This window comes from Streptomyces glaucus (assembly GCF_039533365.1).
Lineage (GTDB): Bacteria > Actinomycetota > Actinomycetes > Streptomycetales > Streptomycetaceae > Streptomyces > Streptomyces glaucus.
This window is the reverse complement of record NZ_BAAATK010000048.1, coordinates 19673-42796: the sequence shown is the minus strand read 5'-3', so window position 1 is coordinate 42796 and position 23124 is coordinate 19673. Positions and strand designations below refer to the sequence as shown.

Here is a 23124-nt window from a genome sequence, read left to right as displayed (position 1 = left end):
CGCGGCGCCGGCCGGCCCGTTCCGGGGACCGCGGATGGCCGTGTCCGGTCCCCGGCCCCGCCGCGCGCCTGCGCCGAGGACCGGAGGCGACCGCGCGGTCCCGCCCGACGCCGCGGCGAACCGCCCGGCACGGCGCGGCCCGGCTCGGCGGACGCCGCCGGGCCGGGCCGCGACCCTCTCGACGCGTTCCGCGACGGACTCCTCACCGGCCCGCGGCGCGGGACGCCGGGACGACGTCGCCGCCCCGCACCGCGGGCCCGGACGCGGCGGGCAGCACGTCCGCGCCGGGTCAGGAGGGGATGCGCACCGCCAGGAGGGCGACGTCGTCGTCGTTGAGCGGCGGGCGGACCTGCGCGAGGAGACGGTCGGCCAGGGACTCCAGGGGCCGGTGGGCCAGCGCCGCGGCGTGCCGGCGCAGGCGGTCCAGGCCCTCGTCGATGGAGCGCCCCGGCGATTCGACCAGCCCGTCGGTGTACAGCAGGAGGGTGGATCCGGGAGGCAGTACCGCGGTCGCGTCGGGCCGGACCCGGTGGGCCGCGACGCCCAGCAGGATGCCGTGCCCGTCGGTGAGGTAGCGGGCCACGCCGTCGTGGGTGATCAGCAGGGGCGGTGGATGCCCGGCGTTGGTCCAGGACAGCTCGTACTGCCCGGTGTCGGCGACGGTCAGCCGGGCGAAGATCATGGTGGCCATGGACACTTCGGTGACGTGCAGGGACGCGTGATCGAGCCACTCGACGATCTTGCTCGGCGGTTCCTGCTGCGACCAGGCGTAGGCGCGGAGCATGTTGCGCAGTTGCGCCATGCCGGCCGCGGCGTCCAGGTCGTGGCCGACGACGTCGCCGATGGCCAGGGCCGTGACGTCGTCCGCCAGGGGGAACACGTCGTACCAGTCGCCGCCGACCTGTGAGGCGTCGGGCGCCGGAAGGTAACGAGCGGTCATCCCCAGCCCCGGCACCCGCGGCAGCTGGGGCAGCAGATGACGCTGCATGGTCTCGGCGACCTTGCGCTGCCGCTGGTAGAGACGCGCGTTCTCCAGGGCCAGCCCGGCCCGGCGCGCGATGTCCTCCAGCAGGGTGATGTCGGACGGGGTGAACCGTTCCGGCCGTTCCGAGCGGCCCAGGGTGAGAGCGCCCAGGACCTCGCGCAGGCTGCGGATGGGGGCGATGGCGGCCGAGTGCATGCCGGTCGCCTCGAACAGACGGCGCTGCTCGACCGCGATGCCCGAGTCCGGCGGTCCCTGGTAGGTCTCGGGCCCGGCGAGCGCGGACGCCACGCCGCGCAGGGCGCGGGACAGCGGCATCGGGGACTCCTGCGGCACCGGCGGCATCGGTCCCTGGAGATCCTCCCGGTACGTCAGGCCTCCCTCCTCCGAATGTGCGACCGCGAAGCGCCACACCTCGTCGCGTTCGGTGATCAGGTCGATGACCGCCCAGTCCGCCAGCCGGGGCACGACCAGGCCGATCAGCGTGTGCAGCGCCTCGTCGACGTCCAGGGTGGAGGTCAGCAGCGTGGTCGTCTGCGCCAGCAGGGCGAGCCGTTCCAGCTCCGTGAGCGACGCGGTGACCGGCTCCGGCTCCCCGCCCTCCGTCCCGGCGTCGTCACGGGGATGGAAGATCACCAGCGTGACGGCGGGGCGGTCGGCGGGGGCGTACGACGTGACCAGCCACGACACCGGCAGCAGTGAGCCGTCGCCGCACTCCATCCACGCGTCGCCGCCCTGTGCCGTGCGGCCCGACAGGGTGGCTCCCCGGATCCGGCACTGCGTCCTGGGCAGGAGCTCCCCGCGCTGGTTGCGGTGCAGCAGGTCGTGCGCGTCCCGGCCGACCAGCGCCGCCGCGGGCCGCCCCAGGAACCGCTCGGCCCGGGCGTTGACGCCGAGGATGCAGCCCTGCTCGTCGGCAAGGTAGGCGCCGGTGCCCAGAGCGTCCAGTGTCGCGGCGAGCGCGTCCGGGGCGTCTTCCCGGACCTGCTCGCCGGCCGTGTCCGCTGCCGTGCTCTCGGTCATGTTCTCGCCTTCCGACCGGAGGCCCCGTGGTGCGGTCGGCGTCCGTTCGTGTCTGGTTCCGGTGTTCCCCGATGGGCACGGGCGACGCGCGCGCGGGCGCCCCGCGGGCCGGGTCCGCTGCCGTCGGCCGGGTCCGCCGAGGCGCTTGCTTTGCTGTGGTGAAGTGAAATCTCGGTGTCCTGTTCCAACTCGTCCCGACATCGGAGCGCGGTGTCACCGCGGCCCTGCCGGCGCATCCCGCGGGGCCCTGGGAGCTGCGGGGAACGTGCGGGCAGGCCGACGTTACCTCCGGTGCTCCGCGCGCGGAACGCCAGGTGACGTGCTCCGCCCGCCACGCCCCGGCCCCCGGCGCCACCGGGAACGACACCGCGGTGCCCGTGGCCGCGAGTCGGGGGCACCCGCCGTTCGCTTGTGTGTGCGGCCTGGGGTAGGGTCCCCTCCGTTTCCAGCTACCGACTGATGGGGCGCGGGTACGGGGAGTGTCGGAGGGCAGCAAGACGATGGAATCCCAGGTGAGTGAGGGCGGATCCGTGGACCTGGACGACACCCGGTTGGAAGAGATGACTCCGGAACCGCTCCTGACCCGGGACTACGAGACACGCCCCTCGCTGGTGTACGAGCGGCTCAGGCAGCGGCACGGCCCGGTCGCGCCGGTGGACCTGCTGGGTGTCCCCGCCTGGCTGGTTCTGGGCTACCGGGAGGCCCTGGAGGTGCTCCAGGACAACGACGGGTGGCCCAAGGGGCTGGAGAACTGGCGGGCCCGCTCGGAGGGCCGCGTGCCGGCCGACTGGCCGCTCGGACCGTCTCTGGAGGTCAACCATGTGTTCATCCAGGGCGGCCCCGGATACCGGAGGCTGCGGACCGCGTGGGACGCGGCCCTCAAACCGTTCCAGGACCCGCGCCACCCCCAGGCGAAGCGACTGAGGACGGCCGTCACCGCCTACGCCGACGAACTGATCTCCCTGGTGGGGCAGGGCGGCAGCACGGGCGTGGCCGACCTGTCCGCGCAGTTCTCCCGGCCGCTGCCGCTGATGGTGGCCAGCCATCTGCTCGGCTTCCCCGGCTCGCAGGGCGACGACGCGCTGATGGACATGTGGCGGGTGCTGGACGCGGGACCGGACGCCGAGCCCGCCCTGGAGCGGCTGCTGGCGGCGCTGGCGGACCTCGCGGCGGTGAAACTGGAGGAGCCGGGGGACGACTTCCCCTCGTTCCTGCTGGCCGCGCACCCCGAGCTCTCCCTCGACGAGCTGGCCCGTGAGCTGTTCATGCTGCTCGGCATGACGTCCGACCACGTCGGCATCCTCATCTCCAACACCGTGGTGGAGGTCGTCTCGGGCGAGGAGGGCGGCGTACGGGCGAGCCTGTCCGCCGGGATGGTCAGGGAGACCATGAACCGGGTGGTCATGCGGAAGCCGCCGCTGGTGAACTTCGTGCCGCGCTTCGCGGCCAAGGACACCCCGCTCGGCAACTACCTGATCAGGCAGGGCGACCCGGTGTGGGTCTCCGCCGGCGCCGCACACGCCGACCCGCTCTTCTCCACCCACGTGGCGCCGAACACCGCCATCAGCACCCGGGCGCACCTGTCCTGGGGTGCCGGCCCCCGCCAGTGCCCCGCGCGCGAGCTGGCGCTGTCGGTCGCGGCGGCCGGGGTGAGCCGCCTGTTCGAGCGGTGCTCGCACCTGGACCTCGCCCTCCCCGCCGACCAGCTGCCGTGGCGTTCCTCGCCCTTCATGCGGGGCCTGCGGTCGCTGCCCGTGCGGTACGAACTCGCCGCGGCGCCCGAGCAGCCGCCGTCGGCGTCCGACCCGGCGCCGGGGGCGGACGGGACGCCGCTGCCGGACCCGGCCGCCCGGCAGCGCTCCTCGCTGTGGCGCTATCTGACGGGCCTGATCCGCACCGGCCGCTGACCGCGGGACTCCGGCGCCGCACGGCCGCGGCCGGCGGGAGCGGCGGACCGGCCGGCCGCGGATCCTCTTCGCCGGGCTGCGGGCGGGCCGTGGCGGACCGGCCGCCGGTCCGCCACGGCCGGTCCGGCTAGGCGCCGGCGGGCCCGGCCTGCTGCACGACCTCGAAGGACCACAGCGTGGACCCGCTCGCGGCCGGCTTGGGACGCTCGCCGCTCTCCGGGCCGCCGCCCTGATGGGCCGCCTTCATGGGGCCCTCCATCCAGGCCTGGAAGGACTCCTCGTCGCGCCACCGCGTGTAGACCAGATAGGTGTCGGTGCCCTCGACCGGCCGGAGGAGTTCGAACCACTCGAACCCGTCGGAGTTCTCCACGGCGTGGGCGCGGGAGGCGAAGCGCTTCTCCAGCGTCTCCCGCTGCTCGGCGGGGACGGTCAGCACATTGATCTTCACTACGCTCATGGCCCCATCCTGCCGCACGGCGGCGGACAGGGCGGACAGCGGCCCCGGCGTCGTGCGGCTCCGCGGCGCACCGGGCGGCGGGCGCCGACCGCCGGCCGCCTACTCGGAGTCGTCCTCCCGGACCTCGTAGGTCCTGGTCCAGGTGGCCCCGCAGCGGCAGTGGGAGTGCTCCACGAGCTCACCGTGCTCGGTGACTGCCAGCCCTCGGGTGATACGGACGTGTACGTGCTGAGGCATGAGCGGACTTCCTTCCCGTGCGTCCTGTCCGGAAACGGGCCGGACACGGCATTCTTCGCACGGGCGCGGAGTTCGTGTAGGAGCCACGTCACACCGGCGGACCGGAGCGGTGAACGCGTCGGGCGCCGACGGCGGAGGGCACCGGTGACGCGCGGTGCGCCGGCGGGGCGGGCCCGGCGCGTCGGGGGAGCGGGGGCCGGGCCCGCCCCACCGGCGGCCGGACGCCGGTGGGGCGGCGGCGCAGGGTCAGTCGCGGCCCATGGCCTTGCGGACCGCGTCGCGGGTGCGGTCCATCAGAGCGGCGACCGGGCCCAGGGCGACATTGGCCGCGGCGGACTCCACGCCGGGGTGGGGCCGGGTGGGCGCCATGGCCTCGGCCGCCTTCACGCCCTTGGCCAGTGAGGCGAGTGTCGCGGCGTCGGTGCCGCGCCGGATGTGGACGAACTCGTAGCGTTCCTCCGCCCGGGCGTGTTCCTGGACGTCGGCCCGCAGCGCCAGCAGCTGCGGCATGAACTTCGGGTCGGCGGTGTCCATCTCGTCCAGAGCGCTCAGCGTCTCCTTGGCCGACCGCTCCTCCGCGAGGCGGGCCGCCACGACCTCCTCACCGCCCGTCACGTTGCGGCGGACGTAGGGATGCACCACCTCCTCCTCCGCCGTCTCGTGGACGGCGAGGAGCCGCACCAGCCGGCGGAAGGCCTCCTTGCGGGCGTCGCCCTCGGCGGCCTCGACCTCGTCGAAGAGGTTGCGGATGTCCCCGTGCTGGCGCATGAGGAGGGCCACCACGTCGTCGTCCGGGGCGGCGTCGTCGCCGGCCTGCGGTGTGCGGATCTCGGACACGGCGGGCCTCCTCACTTCTCGCGCAGGCTGGGGTCGGGGTGCTCGCCCTCGGTGACCAGGCGGTACTCGCGCCCGAACATCTCGTCGTGCTGCGCCATCACCCGCTCGCTGGGCGGCTCCTCGCCGCCGTGGATCTGCTCCTGCATCCGCTCGAACCGCTCATGGGCCTCCCGGACGTAGCCGGCGCCGAGCGTCGTCAGGTCGATCTGCGTGTCGAGCAGCTCCCGCAGGTACGCCTTGTTCGGCTCGAAGGTCAGCACGTCGGGCAGGTGCGGCGCCAGCACCGACTCCGGGTCCCGGCCGTCGTGACGGCGCATCAGGTCGCAGGCGAGGTGCAGGTGCTCCAGCTCCTGGTTCAGGTGCAGTTCCCAGATGGCCTTCACCTTGGGGTCGCTCTCCTGCTCCATGAAGGAGTAGTAGAGGTAGCACTCGTTGTACTCGTGGTTGACGAGCTGCTCCCACCACGTCTCGCCGGGGTCGACCAGCGACTCGTAGTGGGTGACGTGCTCCTCCTCGATCAGCCCGATCTCCTGGTAGAGCTGACGGGCGATCGGCTCCATGTACTGGGGGCCGACGTTCATGTAGAAGTTCATGGTCTGCTGCTCCGCCGACATGATCGTCAGGGCGTGCAGCTTGGACAGCGGGTCGGTGCGGGTCTTGTCGTAGGGATCGCGCACGTTGTCGGCCGGGTGGCGGTGGTGGAACTTCGTCGGGCGGCCCGGCATGACCTCCGTGAGACCGTCGACGATCGCGTCCGCCTTGCGGTGCTCGATCATCTCGTAGAGGTTGGCGTACCGGTACAGGTGGTCGAAGTCCTCCAGCACGCCGAACTGGTACGCCTGCTTGAGGTAGGGGTCCGGCTCCATCCGGGCGACCCAGGCGGTGAGGTCGACGGCGACCTGCTCGTAGGCGATGGTCGTCTCCAGCACCGACGAGACGCCGGGCAGCAGCCAGTTGACGGTCTTCTGCTGCTGGTGCTCGATGTAGCGGACCTCGGCGAGTTGACGCTTGACGTCGGGGTCGGCGGTGTGGCGGGCCAGCTGATGGCTGAACAGGATCGCTTCGACCTCGATGCCGTTCATGGTGATGACACGACAGCGCGTGTACGGGTCGCAGTGGTCGGGGTCGATGGGGGTGACGTTCAGCTCGCGCCAGTTCCTGAGCTGACGGTCCAGCGGGATACCGCGTTGTTCCAGGGGATTGAATGTCACCTTCGTGCCTCCCGGGTGGTCAAGGGTGAGTACGCAGGTCCCCCGTGACGGGGAGATCAGTCACCGGCGAGGGGGAGAACCTCGGCCATCCTCGGCACCGGCGGCGCCGGGGGGTGTCTCCCTCGCCGGACCGCACACGGCGCTCACTCCGCCGGGGGCGTCCCCGGGGGTGCGTCACCCTTGCCGCTCCTATCGAATTTCGATAGATTCCTATCGCTGTTCGATCGAAGGAGAGGCGATGGGAAAACTGACCGTGCTTGCCCTGCGCGCCGTGCTCGCGGTGCTGCTCGCCGGCTCGCTGTTCCTCCAGACGGTGATGGTGCCGTTGCTGGCCGCCGACCTGGAGGGGGCCGAGGACCTCGCCCACCCGCCCGCCGCCTACGTCGTGGTCGTCCTCCTGGGCGTCGTGACGGCCCAGGTCGTCCTGGTCTGCGTGTGGCGGCTGGTGACGATGGTCCGCCGCGGAACCGTCTTCTCCCACGCCGCCTTCCGGTACGTGCACACCGTGATCGGCGCGTTCACGGCGGCCGCCCTGCTGGTGTTCGCGCTCGCGGTCCTGCTGGCGCCGGGCGAGGCCGTCGCCCCGGGCGTCGTCCTGCTGGTCTGCGGGGTGGTCGTGGCGCTCCTGGGAGTCGCGCTCATCGTGCTGGTGCTGCGGATGCTGCTCGCCCAGGCCGTCGCGCGCGACGTCGAGGCGGCCCGGATGGAGACCGAGCTGGAGGCGGTGATCTGATGCCGATCGCGGTCGACATCGACGTGATGCTGGCCAAGCGGAAGATGTCCGTGGGGGAGCTGGCGGACCGCGTCGGGATCACGCCGGCCAACCTGGCCGTGCTCAAGAACGGCCGCGCCAAGGCGGTGCGCTTCACGACGCTCGCCGCCCTGTGCGAGGTGCTGGAGTGCCAGCCGGGAGACCTCCTGCGCTGGGAGCCCGGGGACACGGCGGACGGGTGACGCAGGTCGCCGGCGTCCGCGGACCGGCGGCCGCGCGGCGCCCCGTGCCCACGCCGTCCGCCCGGCAGGCCGGACGAGGCGGCCTGCCGGGCGGACGGCATGTCCTCATCTGTGGGACACCTGTCGCGAGGGACATGGCCGTTCCCGGCCGGCGCGACGATGCTGGAAGGCACCGGGGGCCGCGGGCCCCCTCCCACCGATCCGAAGGCGGACGCCATGACCAGCTCCCGTGCCGCAGAGGTGCAGATCCCCGACACCGCGCTCGCGCGTGAGGCCACGGAACTCATCCGGGACACCACCAGCGAGCTGATCTACCACCACTCACGCCGCGTGTACTTCTTCGGCAGCCTGCAGGGACGCAACCGCGGCCTCGCGTTCGACCCGGAACTGCTCTACATCGGCGCGATGTTCCACGACGTCGGGCTGAACGAGGAGTTCCACGCCAGCGGGCGCAGGTTCGAGGTGGACGGCGCCGAGGAGGCCAGGCGTTTCCTGCAGGCCCACGACGTGCCCGCCGACGGGATCCGCCGCGTCTGGACCGCCATCGCCCTGCACACCACCCCCGGCATCCCCGCGTTCATGGAACCGGAGGTCGCCCTGGTGACCGCGGGCGTGGAGTACGACGTCCTCGGCATCGGCTACGACGACATCCCGGAGGCCGACCGGGCCGCGATCGTCGCCCTGCACCCCCGCCCCGACTTCAAGCGCCGGATCCTCGCCGCCTTCACCGAAGGCGTCCGTCCCAAGCCGGAGACCACGTTCGGCAACGTCAAGGCGGACGTCCTGGCACGGTTCGTGCCCGGCTTCGAACGGGGCGACTTCGTGGACACCGTCCTGGGCTCCCCGTGGAAGGAGTGACGCCCGCCGCGCGGCCGGGCCGCCGCGTCGTCGCCGTCGTCGCCTTCGACGACGTGCAGCTCCTCGACGTCACCGGCCCGGCCGAGGTCCTCACCACGGCCAACTCCTTCGGCGCCCGCTACGACGTGCGCCTGGTGTCGCCCACGGGGCGGGACGTCCGTACCTCGTCGGGCGTCCGCCTGGGCGTCGAGGGCACCCCCGCGGCCCTGCCCGAATGCCTGGACACCCTGATCGTCCCGGGACGCCGTGACTGGCGGCACGCGGTCGCCGACACCGGCCTGGCCGCGCTGACCGCGGAGCTGTCCGGGCGCGCCCGGCGCACGGCCTCCGTGTGCGCCGGCGCGTTCGTCCTGGCCGCGGCCGGGCTGCTGGACGGCCGCCGTGCCGCCACGCACTGGGAACTGGCCGCGGACCTGGCCCGGGCCTTTCCCGGCGTGCGGGTGGAGGCGGATCCGCTGTTCGTACGCGACGGGTCGATCACCACCTCGGCCGGCGTGACCGCGGGCGTGGACCTGGCCCTGTCCCTGGTCGAGGAGGACCACGGCCCGGAAACGGCCCGCGACACCGCCCGCCGGCTCGTCGTCTTCATGGCCCGCCCCGGAGGGCAGTCGCAGTTCAGCGCGCGTCTGGTCACCCACCGCTCCGACAGCGCGGTGGTGCGCCGGGTGATGGACGCGGTGGTGACGGACCCGGCCGCCGGCCACGACCTGCCCTCCCTCGCCCGGCGCGCCGGGGTGAGCCCCCGCCACCTGGGCCGCCTGTTCCGCGCGGAGACCGGGATGACGCCCGGCCAGTACGTCGAGGCCGTTCGCACGGAGGCCGCCCAGGCCCTGCTGGAGAGCGGCGCCCGCACCTTGGAGGAGGTGGCCCGGCTGGCCGGATTCGGCTCCTCCGAGACCCTGCGCCGGGTCTTCCAGCAGCGTCTCGGTGTCGCCCCGTCCGCCTACCGGGCCCGGTTCCGGTCCACCGTCACCCGGGCCGGGCCGGGGCGCCGGGCGGTGGAGGACGCGAAGAACTCCAGGAGCACCGGACCGGCCCGGCCGGAAGGGGGCCGGCCGGTGCGGTGAGGTCCGCTCCCGAAAGGGGCCGGACCCGGATCGCCGATCGGCCCGGGCAGCCCTTTCGCCGGGGCCTCGTGCGGCGGGATCCGCTCCTCCGCGCCGCGCGCGCCGCGGACCGGGGCCGGAAGGAGCCCGCGCGATCCCGGCACACCCGGCCGGCCGCGCCGGTCCGGCCGCTTCCCGGGGTGCGGCGGCCCACCGCCGTACCCGCCCCCGGTGTTCGGCCGGCGGACCGGGGCATCCGCACAGCACGACACCGAACTCACCCGATCCAAGGGGGCGGACACCATGCTTGCCATCGTCTCGGCGGTCCTGTTCTTCATCGCCTTCCTGATCAACGCCGCCGACATCGCCACCAACGACACCTTCACCTCGACCAACTTCATGCTCGTCGGCCTGACCCTGCTGGCCCTGCACGTCGCGGGCATCGGCAGCGGCCGGCCGGTCCGCGGCCGCAGGTGACGGGAGCGCCGGGCCGGGAAAATCCGCGTGCTCCCGCGGGACCGCGGGCGGTACCGTCCCGGAATGCCCCATGACGACGGTCACTTCGGAGAGAACGTCGCGGCCGCCTACGACGAGTCGGCGGCGGACATGTTCCGCCCGGACGTGGTGGATCCGGCGGTCGACATGCTGGCCGGTCTCGCCGGCGACGGCCGCGCGCTCGAATTCGGCGTCGGCACCGGCAGGATCGCGCTGCCGCTGGCCGCCCGCGGCGTTCCCGTGCACGGCATCGACCTGTCCCGGGCGATGGTGGCCCGGCTGCGCGCCAAGCCAGGCGGCGAAGCCGTCGGCACGACGATCGGCGACTTCGCGACCACACGGGTGGACGGCGCGTTCGCGGTGGTCTGCCTCGTCTTCAACACGATCAACAACCTGACGACCCAGGACGCCCAGGTGGCCTGCTTCCGCAACGCGGCGGACCACCTCCGGCCCGGCGGCTGCTTCGTGGTCGAGGCGGGGGTGCCGGACCTGCGCCGCCTGCCGCCGGGACAGAACGCGGTGCCGTTCCACATCAGCCCCACGCGCTGGGCGTTCGACACGTACGACACCGCCACTCAGGCGATGAGCTCGCACTACGTCACGATCGTCGACGGGCGCGCCGAGTACCGGTCGATTCCGTTCCGGTACGTGTGGCCCTCCGAGCTGGACCTGATGGCCCGGCTCGCCGGACTGCGGCTGCGGGACCGCTGGGAGAGCTGGACCCGGGCGCCGTTCACCGGCGACAGCGGCCGGCACGTCTCGGTCTGGGAGAAACCCGCCGCCTGACCGCTCAGACGGCGGGAGCGGTGCGGATCGCGGCGATGTCGAGCTGGAGCCGCACCTTCTCACTCACCATGGCGCCTCCCTCGGCGAGCCGGGAGTTGTAGACCAGCCCCCACTCGGAGCGGTTGATGGTGGTGGTGCCGTCGAAACCGACCCGCTCATAGCCGAACGGGTCGGTGACATGCCCTATGTAGGTGAGTTCGAGAACGACGGGGCGGGTCGTGTTCTTGATGGTGAGGTCGCCGGTCATGCGATAGACGTCGGGACCCGCGATCTGCACGGCGGTGCTGGCGAAACGCATGTGCGGGTAGGTCCTGGAATCCAGGAAGTCACGGCCGACCAGATGGGCGTCGCGCTGCTGCACACCGGTGTCCACGCTGGCGGTGGACACCACGATCTCCGCCTCGGAGCGGGCCGGGTCCCGGCCGTCGAAGTACAGGCGGCTTTGGTACTCGGTGAAGGCGCCGCGCACCGTGGTGACCATGGCGTGCCGGACGGAGAAGCCGATCCGGCTGTGCGCGGGGTCGACGACCCACTCCCCGGTCAGCGCCGCCAGGGCGGGATCCGGCACGACGGCCGGGGCGGACGCGGGCGGACCCTCGGCGAACGGCGGGGCGGCGGGCGGTGCCTGGCGGCGGAGTGACGCACCGCGGTTGAACAAGTTCATGATTCATCTAGGTACTGCACAGAAGATAGTGCCGCAAGTCCTCGCCGGGAGCCGAATCCTTCCGGGCCGTACCGGACGCCGCAACAATGGCTTTCGCACGCCGGACGATCACAGAAAATTCACAGAACTTCGGCCGGGGGGCGGTGAAATCGATTCGCCCCAAGGCGGACCTGCGAAGCCAACCACCCCAAAGGCCATGAGTTTTTCCTTTCGGTATATCGCCACGGCGGCGGGCCGGGTATTCCGTCCGGCGGCGCCGCCGGACGGCCGGCACGGCCCGGAGCACGTCCGGCCGTTCCAGCCCCTGAGCAGCCGTTGACATCCGGCCGGGCGACTGCCTTAATTACGGGCCAGAACGGTCATGGGCGTCAGCGACAGACCCTGGCTTGCCGGCCGGCGGCCCCCGCGCCGCGGTGGGGCGCCCCAGGTGACGGCCGGGCCGCTGACGTTGCGGCGAGCGCGAGGGCCCCGAGGGCCGGAAAAGCGAGTGACGACATGGACGCGACTCCCCGGACGGCCGTGCGCCGCCCGCAGAGCCGCGCGCTGCCGCACGCCGGCATCCTCGTCGCCGACCGCGCCGTCGATCTGCTCCGCGTCAACAGCGCGCTGTGTACCGCACCGGGCCGTGCCCGTTGTCGGGGCTGACTCCCTTCACCCCCCGCGTCCCCGGCGCACACCGTCCGACCGGTGCGCGCCGCCCGTCCAGCCCCCGGTGACCGTGCGTCCCGGTGCGCCGCGTCGCGCCGTTCCCCAGCCGTCGTAGCCGCACCGGCCCGCCGCGGCCCGCCGGGGTGTCCGACCCCGCCGGAGCCCTCATGAGTGAACTCCCAGGCGGCGTCGTCCCGTTCGCCGAGGCGTCGCCCGCCCCCACCCCGCCGGAAAAACCCACCGCGCAGCGGGTCCAGCCGCTGCGCCGGCCCGGCCGCTGGATCGTCACCGCCGTGGTACTGGTCCTGGTCGCCCAGTTCGTCCACGGCCTGGTCACCAACCCGTTCTACCAGTGGGACCGCTTCGGCTACTGGTTCCTGCGGCCGGTCATCCTCGACGGACTGCTCGTCACCCTCGAAGTGGCCGCCTACAGCGCCGTACTGGGCCTGCTCGGCGGCATCCTGCTCGCGCTCGCCCGGCTCTCCGGGAGCCCGGTGCTGCGCGCGGTCAGCTGGACCTACGTCTGGGCGCTGCGCTCGGTCCCGCTCATCGTGGTCCTGCTCTTCCTCTACAACTTCAGCGCCCTGTACAAGACGCTGAGCGTGGGCGTCCCCTTCGGGCCGGCCTTCTTCACCTTCGACGAGTCCCGCCTGGCCACCGACATGGTCGTCGCCGTCGTCGGCCTCAGCCTCAACGAGGCGGCGTACGCGGCCGAGGTCGTCCGCGGCGGCATCCTCTCCGTCGACCAGGGCCAGCACGAGGCGGCGGCGGCCCTCGGCCTGCCGAAGGGCTACCAGTTCCGCAGGATCGTCTTCCCGCAGGCGCTGCGCTCCATCACCCCGAACTACGTCAACCAGCTCATCGGCCTGGTCAAGAGCACGTCCCTGGTGTTCTACGTGTCGCTGCTCGACCTGTTCGGCACCGCGCAGAGCATGGGCTCCACCCACCCCGGTGACATCGTGCCCCTGCTGCTGGTCGTCACCGTCTGGTACCTGATCCTCACGAGCCTCGTCTCCGTCGTCCAGTTCTACGTCGAGCGGTACTACGCCCGGGGCGCCACCCGCACCCTGCCGCCGACCCCGCTGCAGAAGTTCCGCGCCGGTCTGCGCGATCTGCGGGACCGCATGCGCGAGGAGGCCGCCGTATGAGCACCGCGTCCCCCGGCGTACGTCCCGCCGCCGTCGAGGTGCACGGCGTGCACAAGTGGTACGGCGCCCACCGGGTGCTCAACGGCGTGGACCTGACCGTGCGGCCCGGCGAGGTCACCGCGGTCCTCGGCCCGTCCGGCTCCGGCAAGTCCACCCTGCTGCGGGTCGTCAACCACCTGGAGAAACCCGAGATCGGCTACGTCAGCGTCAACGGCGAGCCGATCGGCGTACGCCGCGACGGCGGCCGGCTGAAGGAGCTGAGCGAGCGGGCCATCCTGGCCCAGCGCAGCCGCATCGGGTTCGTCTTCCAGAACTTCCACCTCTTCCCGCACCTGACCGTGCTGGACAACGTGGCCGCCGCCCCCGTGGCGACCGGCAGGCTGCGCCGGACCGACGCGCAGGAACTGGCCCGCGAACTGCTGGCCCGGGTCGGCCTCACCGACAAGGCCGGCGCCTACCCACGGCAGCTGTCCGGCGGCCAGCAGCAGCGCGTCGCCATCGCCCGCGCCCTCGCCCTGCGCCCCGGCGTCATCCTCTTCGACGAACCCACCTCCGCCCTCGACCCCGAACTCGTCGGCGAGGTCCTCGCCGTCATCGAGGACCTGGCGACCAGCGGCACCACGCTCGTCGTCGTCACCCACGAGATCGGCTTCGCCCGCAGGGTCGCCGACCGCGTCGTCTTCCTCGACGGCGGCCGCATCGTCGAGCAGGGACCGCCCGCCGACGTCCTCGACGCCCCCCGGCACGAGCGGACCAGGGCCTTCCTGAGCAAGGTGCTCTGACCCCGCCCGGCGCCGGGCCCCACCGCCCCCCACGCCACCTCCGACACCCGCCGCGAACGACAAGGACAGCCATGCCCACCCGGATTCCCCGACGCGCCCTGCTGCGCGGCATCACCGCGGCGACAGCCGCCGCCGTCCTCACCACCGGCCTCGCCGCCTGCGGCGGCGACAGCGACGCCGCCACCACGACGACCGACGCCGCCGGCACGGTCACCGTGGGCCGGCTGTCCAACGGCGCGGCCCGGCAGACCACCCTGAAGGTCCAGGAGGTGAAGTCCATCAGCGACCGGCTGCCCGACGCCGTCAGGAGGAGCGGCAAGCTGGTGATCGGATCCGGCACGCTGCCGTCCGACAACCCGCCGCTCGGCTTCGTGGGAAGCGACCAGAAGACGCTCACGGGGGCCGAGGTCGACCTCGGCCGGCTGGTGGCCGCCGTCCTCGGCCTGAAGCCCGAGGTGCGCCGGTCGACCTGGGAGAACCTGTTCCTCGGCATCGACAGCGGAAAGACCGACGTCGGCTTCTCCAACATCACCGTCACCGAGGAGCGCAAGAGGAAGTACGAGTTCGCCTCCTACCGCAAGGACGACCTCGCCTTCGAGGTGAAGAAGGACGACTCCTGGGAGTTCGGCGGCGACCACCGCAACCTCGCCGGCAGGACGGTCTCCGTCGGCAGCGGCACCAACCAGGAGAAGATCCTGCTGGAGTGGAAGGAGAAGCTGGCCGAGGAGGGCAAGACGCTCACCGTCAAGTACTTCCAGGACAGCAACAGCACGTACCTGGCGCTGAACAGCGGCAAGATCGACGCCTACTTCGGCCCCAACCCGAGCATCGCCTACCACGCCGCGAAGACCGCCGGCACCCCTCAGGCGACCCGTGTCGCCGGGCGGTTCTCCGGCGCCGGGGAGACGCTCCAGGGCCTGATCGCCGCGACCGCCAGGAAGGACAGCGGCCTCGCCGGACCCCTCGCCGACGCCATCAACCACCTGATCGAGAACGGCCAGTACGCCAAGTGGCTCGCCGCCTGGAACCTCTCCGCGGAAGCCGTCGACGAGTCCCGGGTGAACCCGCCCGGACTGCCGCTGACCAACTCCTGACGATCCGTCACCTCGAAACGTCCCCCCTTCCCGCACACCGCAGAAGAAAGGACTCCGCTTCCGTGGCCCGTCCGACCGGCGTCCGAGGCGGCGGACCCCCGCCCGCGCCCGCACCGCACCCCTTCGCCGGCGCCGCCCGGGCGGCGGGGCCCCGCGCCCTCCTCGCCGAACGCGTCGGCGTGGCCGCCCGGCGCCCGGCGGACGGCCACGCCCCCGCCGCCCCGGCGGCCATCCGCCGGCACGAGCCGATCGGTTCCCTCCCGCGCCGCCGCTCCGCCGTCCGCGGACTCCGCGGCCCGGGAACATCCGCCGGGGCACGGGCGTTGTGACTCATGACGAGATCCGCGAGGCGCCGCCCGCCGAGCCCAGGAGGTCGAGGGACGTGACCCGTGTGCCGCACGTCGTCCGCCTCCACTCCCGGCCGCACATCGACCTGCTGCGCACGGCCGGCGCGCTCTGTTGCTCCTGACGCCGCTTCGCCACCGTCCCCGACGCCCGTCCCCGGCGCCGCCCGGACGTCGCTCCTGATCCGCCGCTCCCGCGCCGTGCGCCCGTGCCGTGCCCGGGCCGGCGATCCCGTACGGACCTCCAGGAAGGCACCCTCGTGTCCTCGACTCCCGCATCCCCCCTGCACCTCGCCGTCGCCCTGGACGGCACCGGCTGGCATCCCGCCTCCTGGCGCGAACCGGTGGCCCGGCCCGCGGACCTGTTCACCGCCGGGTACTGGGCCGACCTGGTCGCCGAGGCCGAGCGCGGCCTGATCGACTTCGTGACCTTCGAGGACGCCCTCGGCCCGCAGTCCTCGCACTTCCTCGACCCGGACGACCGCACCGACCAGGTCCGCGGCCGCCTGGACGCCGTCCTGACCGCCTCCCGTGTCGCGCCCCTGACCCGGCACATCGGCCTGGTGCCCACCGTGATCGCCACGCACACCGAGCCGTTCCACCTCTCCAAGGCGATCGCCACCCTCGATTACGTCAGCACCGGCCGCGCCGGTCTGCGGGTGCAGATCACCGCCCGCCCCGGCGAGGCCGCGCACTTCGGCCGCCGCACCGTCCCCCGCATCGAGGCGTACGACAGCCCGGCGGCCCGGGAGGTGGTGAGCGACCTGTTCGACGAGGCCGCCGACTACGTGGAGGTCGTCCGCCGGCTCTGGGACAGCTGGGAGGACGACGCGGAGATCCGGGACGTGGCCACCGGCCGCTTCATCGACCGGGACAAGCTGCACTACATCGACTTCGAGGGCAGGTTCTTCAGCGTCAAGGGACCCTCGATCACGCCCCGCCCGCCGCAGGGCCAGCCGCTCGTCACCGCCCTCGCCCACGACACGATCCCGTACCGCCTGGTGGCCCGCGCGGCCGACGTCGGCTACGTCACCCCGCACGACCCCGGCCAGGCCCGCGCGATCGTCGCGGAGATCCGGGCGGAGCAGGAGGCCGCCGGCCGCGCCGGCCGGCCGCTGCACGTCTTCGCCGACCTGGTCGTCTTCCTCGACGACGACCCCGCCGAGGCCGCCGCCCGCCGGGACCGCCTCGACGACCTCGCGGGCGCCCCGTACACCGGCGACGCCCGCGTCTTCACCGGTACCCCCGCCCAACTGGCCGATCTCCTCCAGGAGTTCCAGGCGGCCGGCCTGACCGGGTTCCGGCTGCGCCCCGCCGTCCTCGGCCACGACCTGCCGGCCGTCACCCGGGGCCTGGTCCCCGAACTCCAGCGCCGCGGCGTCTTCCGCCGCGCCTACGAGGCCGGCACCCTGCGCGGCCTGCTGGGCCTGCCCCGCCCCGCCAACCGCTACGCCGCCGCCTGACCAGGAGGGGACACCCCGACCATGAGCAAGCCGCTGAAGCAGATCCACCTGGCCGCCCACTTCCCCGGCGTCAACAACACCACCGTCTGGAGCGACCCGGCCGCCGGCAGCCACATCGAGTTCAGCTCCTTCGCCCACTTCGCGCGGACCGCCGAACGCGCCAGGTTCGACTTCCTGTTCCTCGCCGAGGGCCTGCGCCTGCGCGAGCACGCCGGGAAGATCTACGACCTGGACGTCGTCGGCCGCCCCGACACCTTCACCGTGCTCGCCGCGCTCGCCGCCGTCACCGAACACCTCGGCCTGACCGGCACCATCAACTCCACCTTCAACGAGCCGTACGAGGTGGCCCGCCAGTTCGCCAGCCTCGACCACCTCTCCGGCGGCCGGTCCGCGTGGAACGTCGTCACCTCCTGGGACGCCTTCACCGGCGAGAACTTCCGCCGCGGCGGCTTCCTGCCGCAGGAGGAGCGCTACTCCCGGGCGAAGGAGTTCCTGGCCACCGCGAACGAGCTGTTCGACTCCTGGCGCGGTGACGAGATCGTCGCCGACCAGGCCACCGGCACCTTCCTGCGGGACGCGCGGGCCGGGGCCTTCGTGCACCGGGGGAAGCACTTCGACATCCACGGCCGGTTCAACGTCCCCCGCAGCCCCCAGGGCCGCCCCGTGATCTTCCAGGCGGGCGACTCCGACGAGGGCCGCGAGTTCGCCGCCGCCGACGCCGACGCGATCTTCAGCCGGTACGCCACGCTCGAGGAGGGCCGAGCCTTCTACGAGGACGTCAAGAACCGCCTGGCCAGGTACGGCCGCCGCCGCGAGGACCTGCTGATCCTGCCCGCCGCCACCTTCGTGCTCGCCGACACCGACGCCGAGGCCGAGGAACTGGCCCGCGAGGTGCGCCGGCAGCAGGTCAGCGGCGCCACCGCGATCCGGCACCTGGAGTTCGTCTGGAACCGCGACCTGTCGGCCTACGACCCGGACGGGCCGCTGCCCGACATCGACCCGGACGTCGGCGAGCACCACATCGCGCGCGGCCGCGCCCAGGTGCGCATGTACCGCGACCCGCTGGCCACCGCCCGCGAGTGGCGCGAACTGGCCGCCGCCCGCAACTGGTCGATCCGCGACCTGGTCATCCACACCGGCAACCGCCAGACCTTCGTCGGCTCCCCGGCCACCGTGGCCCGGACCATCGACGACTTCGTCCAGGCCGACGCCGCCGACGGCTTCATCCTCGTCCCGCACATCACCCCCGGCGGCCTCGACGTGTTCGCCGACACGGTCGTCCCGCTCCTGCAGGAACGGGGCGTCTTCCGCACGGAGTACCAGGGCCCGACCCTGCGCGACCACCTCGGACTCGCCCACCCGGACGCCGTGCGCGAGGTGCGGGCGGCGTCGTGAGGTTCCCCGCCCCCACCCGGCCGGGCACGCCCGTCTCCGCCTCCGCCCGGCCGGGCACGCCCGTCTCCGCCGCCGGGGACCGGGCGCGCCCGGCGAGGCGTCCGGGCGCCGACGGACACGCCGACGGGGCGGACAGCCCCGCCCGCACCCGGCGGTGAGCCCACCACCCGCGCGGAAGGGATGTCCGCAGCTAAATTGAGCGGCTGGGTGTCAATTTCACCCAGCCTGAACTTGTCAAGAGTCCTGCGGTCCGTTATAGGAAAGAGCGGGGACCCCGGCCGACGGGCCGCACCCGGCCGTCCACGGAGCGCGGGAGGGGAGAGGCACGTCTGCGCGGACCGGCGCGGCGGAGGTGATCCCGGCGGCCCCGCGCATCACCTCACGCACGCCGTCGCCCTCCTCCCGGCGGATGCCCGGTGCGACGGCCGCGCACCCCGCGGCCGGTTCGGCCCGCCCGGCACGCGGACCGGCCCCGCGGCCGGGTACGAGCGGCCCGCGGTCCGAGGGCGGTCCCCTGCCGGCACGAGCACGTCAGCGACGACGAAGGAGGTCCGATCGTGAGCGCCCTGCTGTGGCTGCTCGTCCCGCTGTCCACCGGCATCGCCACCAGCGTCTGGGCCTGGAGCGCGGGCCGCCGCAACCCCGGCCCGCCCGACCGCGACACCTGGCAGGACCTCGACCGCCACCAGCGGCTGCGAGCGGCCATGAGCGGCGCGGTGCGCCACTGAGGCGCCGCCGGTCCGGGCACCGGCCCCGCGCCGCGGGACCCGGCGGCGCCGGGCGCGTGCTCCCGGCGGGCCGGGCCCTGAGCCCGGTACGGGAGGCGCCCCGGACCGGACCGGACGGGCCGGGGCGAGCGGTCCACGCGGCCGGAATCCGCAGGTCACCCCCGCAGCGCGGGCCATGAGGGGCGACGGGCCCTGCTAGATTCACCCGCCATGCGATCACGTGAGTACGACCTCCGATTCCGTGACCGGGCCGGCCGGACACGAGCCTGGGGCATGGGACTGCTGGGGCTGGCCGGGGTGCTGTGGGCGTGGTGTGCGGTGCTGCTCCTCACGCCGTACGAAGTCGAGGAGGAGCCCGACGACCCCTACCCCGAGCAGTGCGAGTCGCGGCTGCTGACGGAGCGCGGGACGGCCAACGAGGGCCTGCAGGCGGGGGATCACTGCCAGAACGAACGTGACTGGCCCGAGGCCCTGGCCGTGCTCGGACTGTCCGTGCCGGTCTCGGTCGTGGGCGTGGCCCTCTTCACGAGCGGCAGTCTGAGCAGGCGGATGAGCGCCCACGCCGAAGCGATGCGCGAGTTGGACCGGATCGCCGACGAGCGGGAGGCGCGGAAGGCGGCCGGACCGCACTGAGCGGCCGGGCACCACGCGTCCGTCTTCGCGGAGCCCGGGGAGTTCCGCGAACATCGCGGGGGCGATCGGCCGCGCGTCGCGTCCCGGCGGGGGCGGACGGCCGGCGCCCCGGAGGAGCAGTCCCTCGCGGAACCAATTAATTGCATACGCTGGCTTTTGTGTGCGCGGGTATGGACGATTTGTTATTGTCTCCGTGTGCAAGCTGTGATGATGAGTCAGTACGGCTCGGCGGACGCCCTGCGGCTCGCCGAGCATCCCGAACCGAAGGTCGCCCCGGGCGAGGTCCTGGTGCGGGTGATGGCCGCCGGGGTGAACCCCGTGGACTGGAAGCTGGCGGAGGGTGGCCTCGACCCGCTCATGGAGGTGCGCTTCCCGCTGATCCCCGGCTGGGACGTGGCCGGAGTCGTCGAACGCGTCGGGTTCGACGTGGAGGAGTTCGCCGTCGGCGACGAGGTGTTCGGCTACATCCGCAAGGACCAGGTCCAGCTGGGCGCGTACGCCGAGTTCGTCTCCGCTCACGTGCGGATGCTCGCCCGCAAGCCCGCCTCCCTGAGCTGGGAGCAGGCCGCCGGCCTGCCGCTGGCCGGCCTGACCGCCTACCAGGCCGCCCGGCGCGTCGGCGTGACGGCGGGCGACACCGTACTGGTGCACGCCGCGGCCGGCGGGGTCGGGTCCCTCGGCGTGCAGATCGCCGCGGCGCTCGGCGCCAGGGTCATCGGAACGGCGAGCGAGCGCAACCACTCCTTCCTCAGGGAACTGGGCGCCGAACCCGTGGCCTACGGGCCGGGGCTCGCCGACCGGGTGCGGGAGCTGGCGCCGGAAGGTGTCGACGCCGCTCTCGACTTCGTCGGCGGCGAGGCCGTCGGCCTCTCGCTCGCCCTGCTCGACGATCCGCGGCGGCTGGCCTCCATCGTCGACCCCGAGGTGCCGTCGAAGGGCGGCCGCTACGTGTGGGTGCGCCCCGACAGCGCCGACCTGGCCTTCCTCGCGTCGATGGCCGACGAGGGGAAGCTGACGGTGCCGGTCGACCGGGTGCTTCCCCTCGCCGAGGCCGCGCAGGCCTGGCGGCTCAGCCGGAGCGGTCACACCCGCGGGAAGATCGTTCTCCGGGTCGGCTGACGGACGACCGCCGGGACGCCCGGCCCGGTCGGCGCGGCCCGGGCGCAGGGGTGGGCGCCCGGGGGCTCGCCGGAACGTCGCAGTGCCTCCGGCTCGACGGAGCCGGAGGCCGTCCCGCCGTGCCCGCGCACACCTTTGTACGAGAAGCGTCGTAGTTTGACATATGGCGTAATACGGTGTTTATCGTATTAAGCGGAGTCCTCTCCCGGCGTCACGCGGCGCCACCCCCTCCGATCGTCAGGAGTTTTCTGTGAGTTCCCTGTTCGAGCCGTACACCTTGCGTTCCGTGACGATTCCCAACCGGGTGTGGATGCCCCCGATGTGCATGTACTCCGCCGCCCCCGACGGCCTGGCGGAAGGGGTGGCCACGGACTGGCACTTCCAGCACTACGCGGCGCGCGCGGCGGGCGGCACCGGACTGATCATCCTGGAGGCCACCGGCATCTCGCCCGAGGGCCGGATCTCCCCCCACGACCTCGGACTGTGGAACGAGACGCAGGCCGGGGGCCTGCGCCGGATCACCGACTTCCTCAAGAGCCAGGGCACCGTCGCGGGCATCCAGCTGGCGCACGCCGGCCGCAAGGCCTCCACCAGCCAGCCCTGGGAGGGCGACCGTCCGGTCGGGCCGGACGAGCACGGCTGGCAGCCGGTCGGCCCGAGCGCCGAACCGTACCCGGGCCTGAAGGTTCCGCACGAGCTGACCGTCGAGGAGATCCGCGGGCTCGTCGACCAGTGGCGCGCCTCGGCCCGGCTCGCCCTCGCCGCCGGATTCCAGGTGATCGAGATCCACGGCGCGCACGGCTACCTGATCAGCAACTTCCTCTCCCCGCACAGCAACCGGCGCACCGACGCCTACGGCGGCAGCTTCGACAACCGCATCCGGTTCGCCGTCGAGGTCGTCGACGCCGTACGCGAAGTCTGGCCCGACGACCTCCCGCTGTTCTTCCGCGTCTCGGCCACCGACTGGCTGGAGGAGAACGGCTGGACCCCCGACGACACCGTCGCCCTCGCCCGCGTCCTGACCGAGCACGGCGTGGACCTGATGGACGTCTCCACCGGCGGCAACGCGGCCGGAGTGACCATCCCGGTCGGCCCGAACTACCAGGTGCCCTTCGCCGGCCGCGTCAGGCGCGAAACGGACATGCCGGTGGCGGCGGTCGGCGAGATCACCGAGCCCGAGCAGGCGGAGAAGATCCTCGCCGCCGGTGACGCCGACGCGGTGCTGATCGGCCGTCAGCTGCTGCGCGAGCCCACCTGGGCCCGGCGGGCCGCCCGCGAACTGGGCGGCGACGTGCGCATCCCCCCGCAGTACGGCTGGCGTCCCTGAGCGGACACCCGGCACGCCCGGTACCACCGGCCGTACGTCCGGCACGGCCGGCGTGCCCGTCCCGGTGTCCGCGCCCCGCGCGGACGCCGGGCGGCTACCCCCACAGCTCCCGCAGGGCGGCGTTGACGGCGGCGGGTTGCTGGGTGTGCGGGTAGTAGCCGGGCACGCGGAGCAGCCGGGCGCCGACCGCGTCGGCCACGGCCTCGGCACAGGCGATCAGCGGCTCGCCCACGTACGTGCGGTACAGCTCCGGGGCGTCCTGCCAGGTTCCGCAGATCACCAGCGTCGGCCACCGGGCGTCCCGCAACGGCCGCAGGGGCACCTGCGCCTCCCACACCGGGCGTTCGCGCAGGGAGGTGGCCACGGCGCGGAGACGGTCCGCGGTGGGGGCGGGCATGGCCATCCCGAGACCCTCGGTGGAGGCGCGCAGATACTGCTCCGGCGTGACCGACTCCGGCACACCGGCGCTGTCCCGCACCCGGCGCAGCATGGTCTCGACCACCGGGTGACCGGCGGCCGCGGAGAACGCGGCAGGCTGGATCAGGGTGAGGGAGCGCACGAGGCCGGGGCGGCGCCCCGCGGCGAGCATGGCCACCAGGCCGCCGTTGCCGTGACCGGTCAGATGCGCGCCGCCGTCCTGCCGCTCCAGCAGTTCCACCAGGTCGTCGGCGTCGGTGTCGAAGTCGCTGCGGTCGGTGTCGGGACTGCGGCCATAGCCCCGGCGGTCCACCAGCAGCAGGCGGTAACGGTCGGCCAGCGGCCGCTGGGCGGCGAAGCCGTACGTCTCGTCGCTGCCCCAGGTGAAGATGTTGTGCACGAAGACCGCGGGCACGCCCGTGCCTCCGGTCTCGTCCCACACCGTCACGTGAAGAGCGGTCATCGGTGGCCCTCCGTCTCGTGTTCCGGCGACGTGTCTCCCCCAAGTGACCGTCGACGGGGGCGGGTTCGTCAACCGGCTGCCACCGCCACCGTCCCGGACGTCGGCC

Annotated in this window: 25 protein-coding genes and 1 riboswitch; of the genes, 18 read left to right on the top strand and 7 right to left on the bottom strand. The window is 73.2% G+C overall.

Translation table 11 applies throughout. From position 1 onward, the window contains the following. Positions 1-289: 289 nt before the first annotated feature. Positions 290-2005 (bottom strand): SpoIIE family protein phosphatase, encoded by a 1716-nt coding sequence (locus ABD363_RS26895; protein WP_344608045.1) that lies wholly within the window; start codon positions 2003-2005, stop codon positions 290-292. A gap of 500 nt (positions 2006-2505) precedes the next feature. Here ABD363_RS26895 and ABD363_RS26890 point away from each other — a divergent pair, with 500 nt between their 5' ends. After that, positions 2506-3912 carry a cytochrome P450 gene (locus tag ABD363_RS26890; RefSeq protein ID WP_344608057.1) on the top strand — a complete coding sequence of 469 codons (1407 nt, stop codon included), beginning with the start codon at positions 2506-2508 and terminating at the stop codon, positions 3910-3912. Between the two features lie 127 nt (positions 3913-4039). Here ABD363_RS26890 and ABD363_RS26885 read toward each other — a convergent pair whose 3' ends face one another. The 4 genes from ABD363_RS26885 to ABD363_RS26870 all read right to left on the bottom strand — a co-directional run bounded on the left by ABD363_RS26885 (position 4040) and on the right by ABD363_RS26870 (position 6654). After that, positions 4040-4369 (bottom strand): antibiotic biosynthesis monooxygenase family protein, encoded by a 330-nt coding sequence (locus tag ABD363_RS26885; protein WP_344608043.1) that lies wholly within the window; start codon positions 4367-4369, stop codon positions 4040-4042. 99 nt (positions 4370-4468) lie between these two features. Beyond that, positions 4469-4606, bottom strand: coding sequence for a hypothetical protein (locus tag ABD363_RS26880; protein WP_344608041.1), 138 nt, complete (start codon positions 4604-4606; stop codon positions 4469-4471). A 246-nt stretch (positions 4607-4852) separates the two neighbouring features. Further along, a complete protein-coding gene (locus ABD363_RS26875) occupies positions 4853-5443 on the bottom strand; it encodes a hemerythrin domain-containing protein (RefSeq protein WP_344608039.1) in 591 nt (196 codons plus the stop codon). Between the two features lie 11 nt (positions 5444-5454). Then, positions 5455-6654 carry a hypothetical protein gene (locus ABD363_RS26870; protein WP_344608037.1) on the bottom strand — a complete coding sequence of 400 codons (1200 nt, stop codon included), beginning with the start codon at positions 6652-6654 and terminating at the stop codon, positions 5455-5457. 238 nt (positions 6655-6892) lie between these two features. On the opposite strand from ABD363_RS26870, the gene ABD363_RS26865 reads away from it, so the two are divergent. From ABD363_RS26865 to ABD363_RS26840, 6 genes are all read left to right on the top strand, one after another. Beyond that, complete coding sequence (locus ABD363_RS26865; protein ID WP_344608035.1) at positions 6893-7387, top strand: DUF2975 domain-containing protein; 495 nt, start codon at positions 6893-6895, stop codon at positions 7385-7387. Further along, complete coding sequence (locus tag ABD363_RS26860; RefSeq protein WP_344608033.1) at positions 7387-7608, top strand: helix-turn-helix domain-containing protein; 222 nt, start codon at positions 7387-7389, stop codon at positions 7606-7608. Before ABD363_RS26865 ends, ABD363_RS26860 begins: the two co-directional genes overlap by 1 nt. A gap of 216 nt (positions 7609-7824) precedes the next feature. After that, positions 7825-8466, top strand: coding sequence for an HD domain-containing protein (locus ABD363_RS26855; RefSeq protein ID WP_344608031.1), 642 nt, complete (start codon positions 7825-7827; stop codon positions 8464-8466). Further along, positions 8463-9533 (top strand): GlxA family transcriptional regulator, encoded by a 1071-nt coding sequence (locus ABD363_RS26850; protein ID WP_344608029.1) that lies wholly within the window; start codon positions 8463-8465, stop codon positions 9531-9533. Before ABD363_RS26855 ends, ABD363_RS26850 begins: the two co-directional genes overlap by 4 nt. A 282-nt stretch (positions 9534-9815) precedes the next feature. Further along, positions 9816-9989, top strand: coding sequence for a hypothetical protein (locus ABD363_RS26845; protein ID WP_344608027.1), 174 nt, complete (start codon positions 9816-9818; stop codon positions 9987-9989). A 63-nt stretch (positions 9990-10052) separates the two neighbouring features. Beyond that, entirely contained in the window at positions 10053-10793 is a 741-nt protein-coding gene (locus tag ABD363_RS26840; RefSeq protein ID WP_344608025.1) for a class I SAM-dependent DNA methyltransferase, read from the top strand. A 4-nt stretch (positions 10794-10797) separates the two neighbouring features. Here the strand turns inward: ABD363_RS26840 and ABD363_RS26835 are convergent, their stop codons facing one another. Then, entirely contained in the window at positions 10798-11457 is a 660-nt protein-coding gene (locus ABD363_RS26835; protein ID WP_344608023.1) for a YceI family protein, read from the bottom strand. A gap of 357 nt (positions 11458-11814) precedes the next feature. Further along, a riboswitch (SAM riboswitch) is annotated at positions 11815-11923 on the top strand. A 29-nt stretch (positions 11924-11952) separates the two neighbouring features. Between ABD363_RS26835 and ABD363_RS26830 the strand changes: the two genes are divergently transcribed. From ABD363_RS26830 to ABD363_RS26780, 11 genes are all read left to right on the top strand, one after another. After that, positions 11953-12102, top strand: coding sequence for a hypothetical protein (locus ABD363_RS26830; RefSeq protein ID WP_344608021.1), 150 nt, complete (start codon positions 11953-11955; stop codon positions 12100-12102). Positions 12103-12272: 170 nt separating this feature from the next. After that, positions 12273-13253 (top strand): amino acid ABC transporter permease, encoded by a 981-nt coding sequence (locus ABD363_RS26825; RefSeq protein WP_344608019.1) that lies wholly within the window; start codon positions 12273-12275, stop codon positions 13251-13253. Further along, complete coding sequence (locus tag ABD363_RS26820) at positions 13250-14035, top strand: amino acid ABC transporter ATP-binding protein (protein WP_344608017.1); 786 nt, start codon at positions 13250-13252, stop codon at positions 14033-14035. Before ABD363_RS26825 ends, ABD363_RS26820 begins: the two co-directional genes overlap by 4 nt. A 71-nt stretch (positions 14036-14106) precedes the next feature. Then, positions 14107-15129, top strand: a complete 1023-nt coding sequence (locus ABD363_RS26815) for an ABC transporter substrate-binding protein (protein ID WP_344608015.1) — start codon at positions 14107-14109, stop codon at positions 15127-15129. 325 nt (positions 15130-15454) lie between these two features. Next, on the top strand, positions 15455-15598 hold the full coding sequence (locus ABD363_RS26810; RefSeq protein WP_344608013.1) for a putative leader peptide: 144 nt from the start codon (positions 15455-15457) through the stop codon (positions 15596-15598). Between the two features lie 135 nt (positions 15599-15733). After that, positions 15734-16936: an LLM class flavin-dependent oxidoreductase gene (locus tag ABD363_RS26805; protein WP_344608011.1), complete on the top strand. Its 1203-nt coding sequence runs from the start codon at positions 15734-15736 to the stop codon at positions 16934-16936. Between the two features lie 21 nt (positions 16937-16957). Beyond that, positions 16958-18331: an NtaA/DmoA family FMN-dependent monooxygenase gene (locus ABD363_RS26800; RefSeq protein WP_344608009.1), complete on the top strand. Its 1374-nt coding sequence runs from the start codon at positions 16958-16960 to the stop codon at positions 18329-18331. A gap of 557 nt (positions 18332-18888) precedes the next feature. Further along, entirely contained in the window at positions 18889-19059 is a 171-nt protein-coding gene (locus ABD363_RS26795) for a hypothetical protein (protein ID WP_344608007.1), read from the top strand. Between the two features lie 210 nt (positions 19060-19269). Next, positions 19270-19692, top strand: coding sequence for a hypothetical protein (locus ABD363_RS26790; protein WP_344608005.1), 423 nt, complete (start codon positions 19270-19272; stop codon positions 19690-19692). Positions 19693-19902: 210 nt separating this feature from the next. Continuing rightward, entirely contained in the window at positions 19903-20811 is a 909-nt protein-coding gene (locus ABD363_RS26785; RefSeq protein ID WP_425578029.1) for an NADP-dependent oxidoreductase, read from the top strand. A 250-nt stretch (positions 20812-21061) separates the two neighbouring features. Further along, positions 21062-22138, top strand: coding sequence for an NADH:flavin oxidoreductase/NADH oxidase (locus ABD363_RS26780; RefSeq protein ID WP_344608001.1), 1077 nt, complete (start codon positions 21062-21064; stop codon positions 22136-22138). Between the two features lie 94 nt (positions 22139-22232). Here ABD363_RS26780 and ABD363_RS26775 read toward each other — a convergent pair whose 3' ends face one another. Continuing rightward, positions 22233-23018, bottom strand: a complete 786-nt coding sequence (locus ABD363_RS26775; RefSeq protein WP_344608000.1) for an alpha/beta fold hydrolase — start codon at positions 23016-23018, stop codon at positions 22233-22235. Positions 23019-23124: the final 106 nt, after the last annotated feature.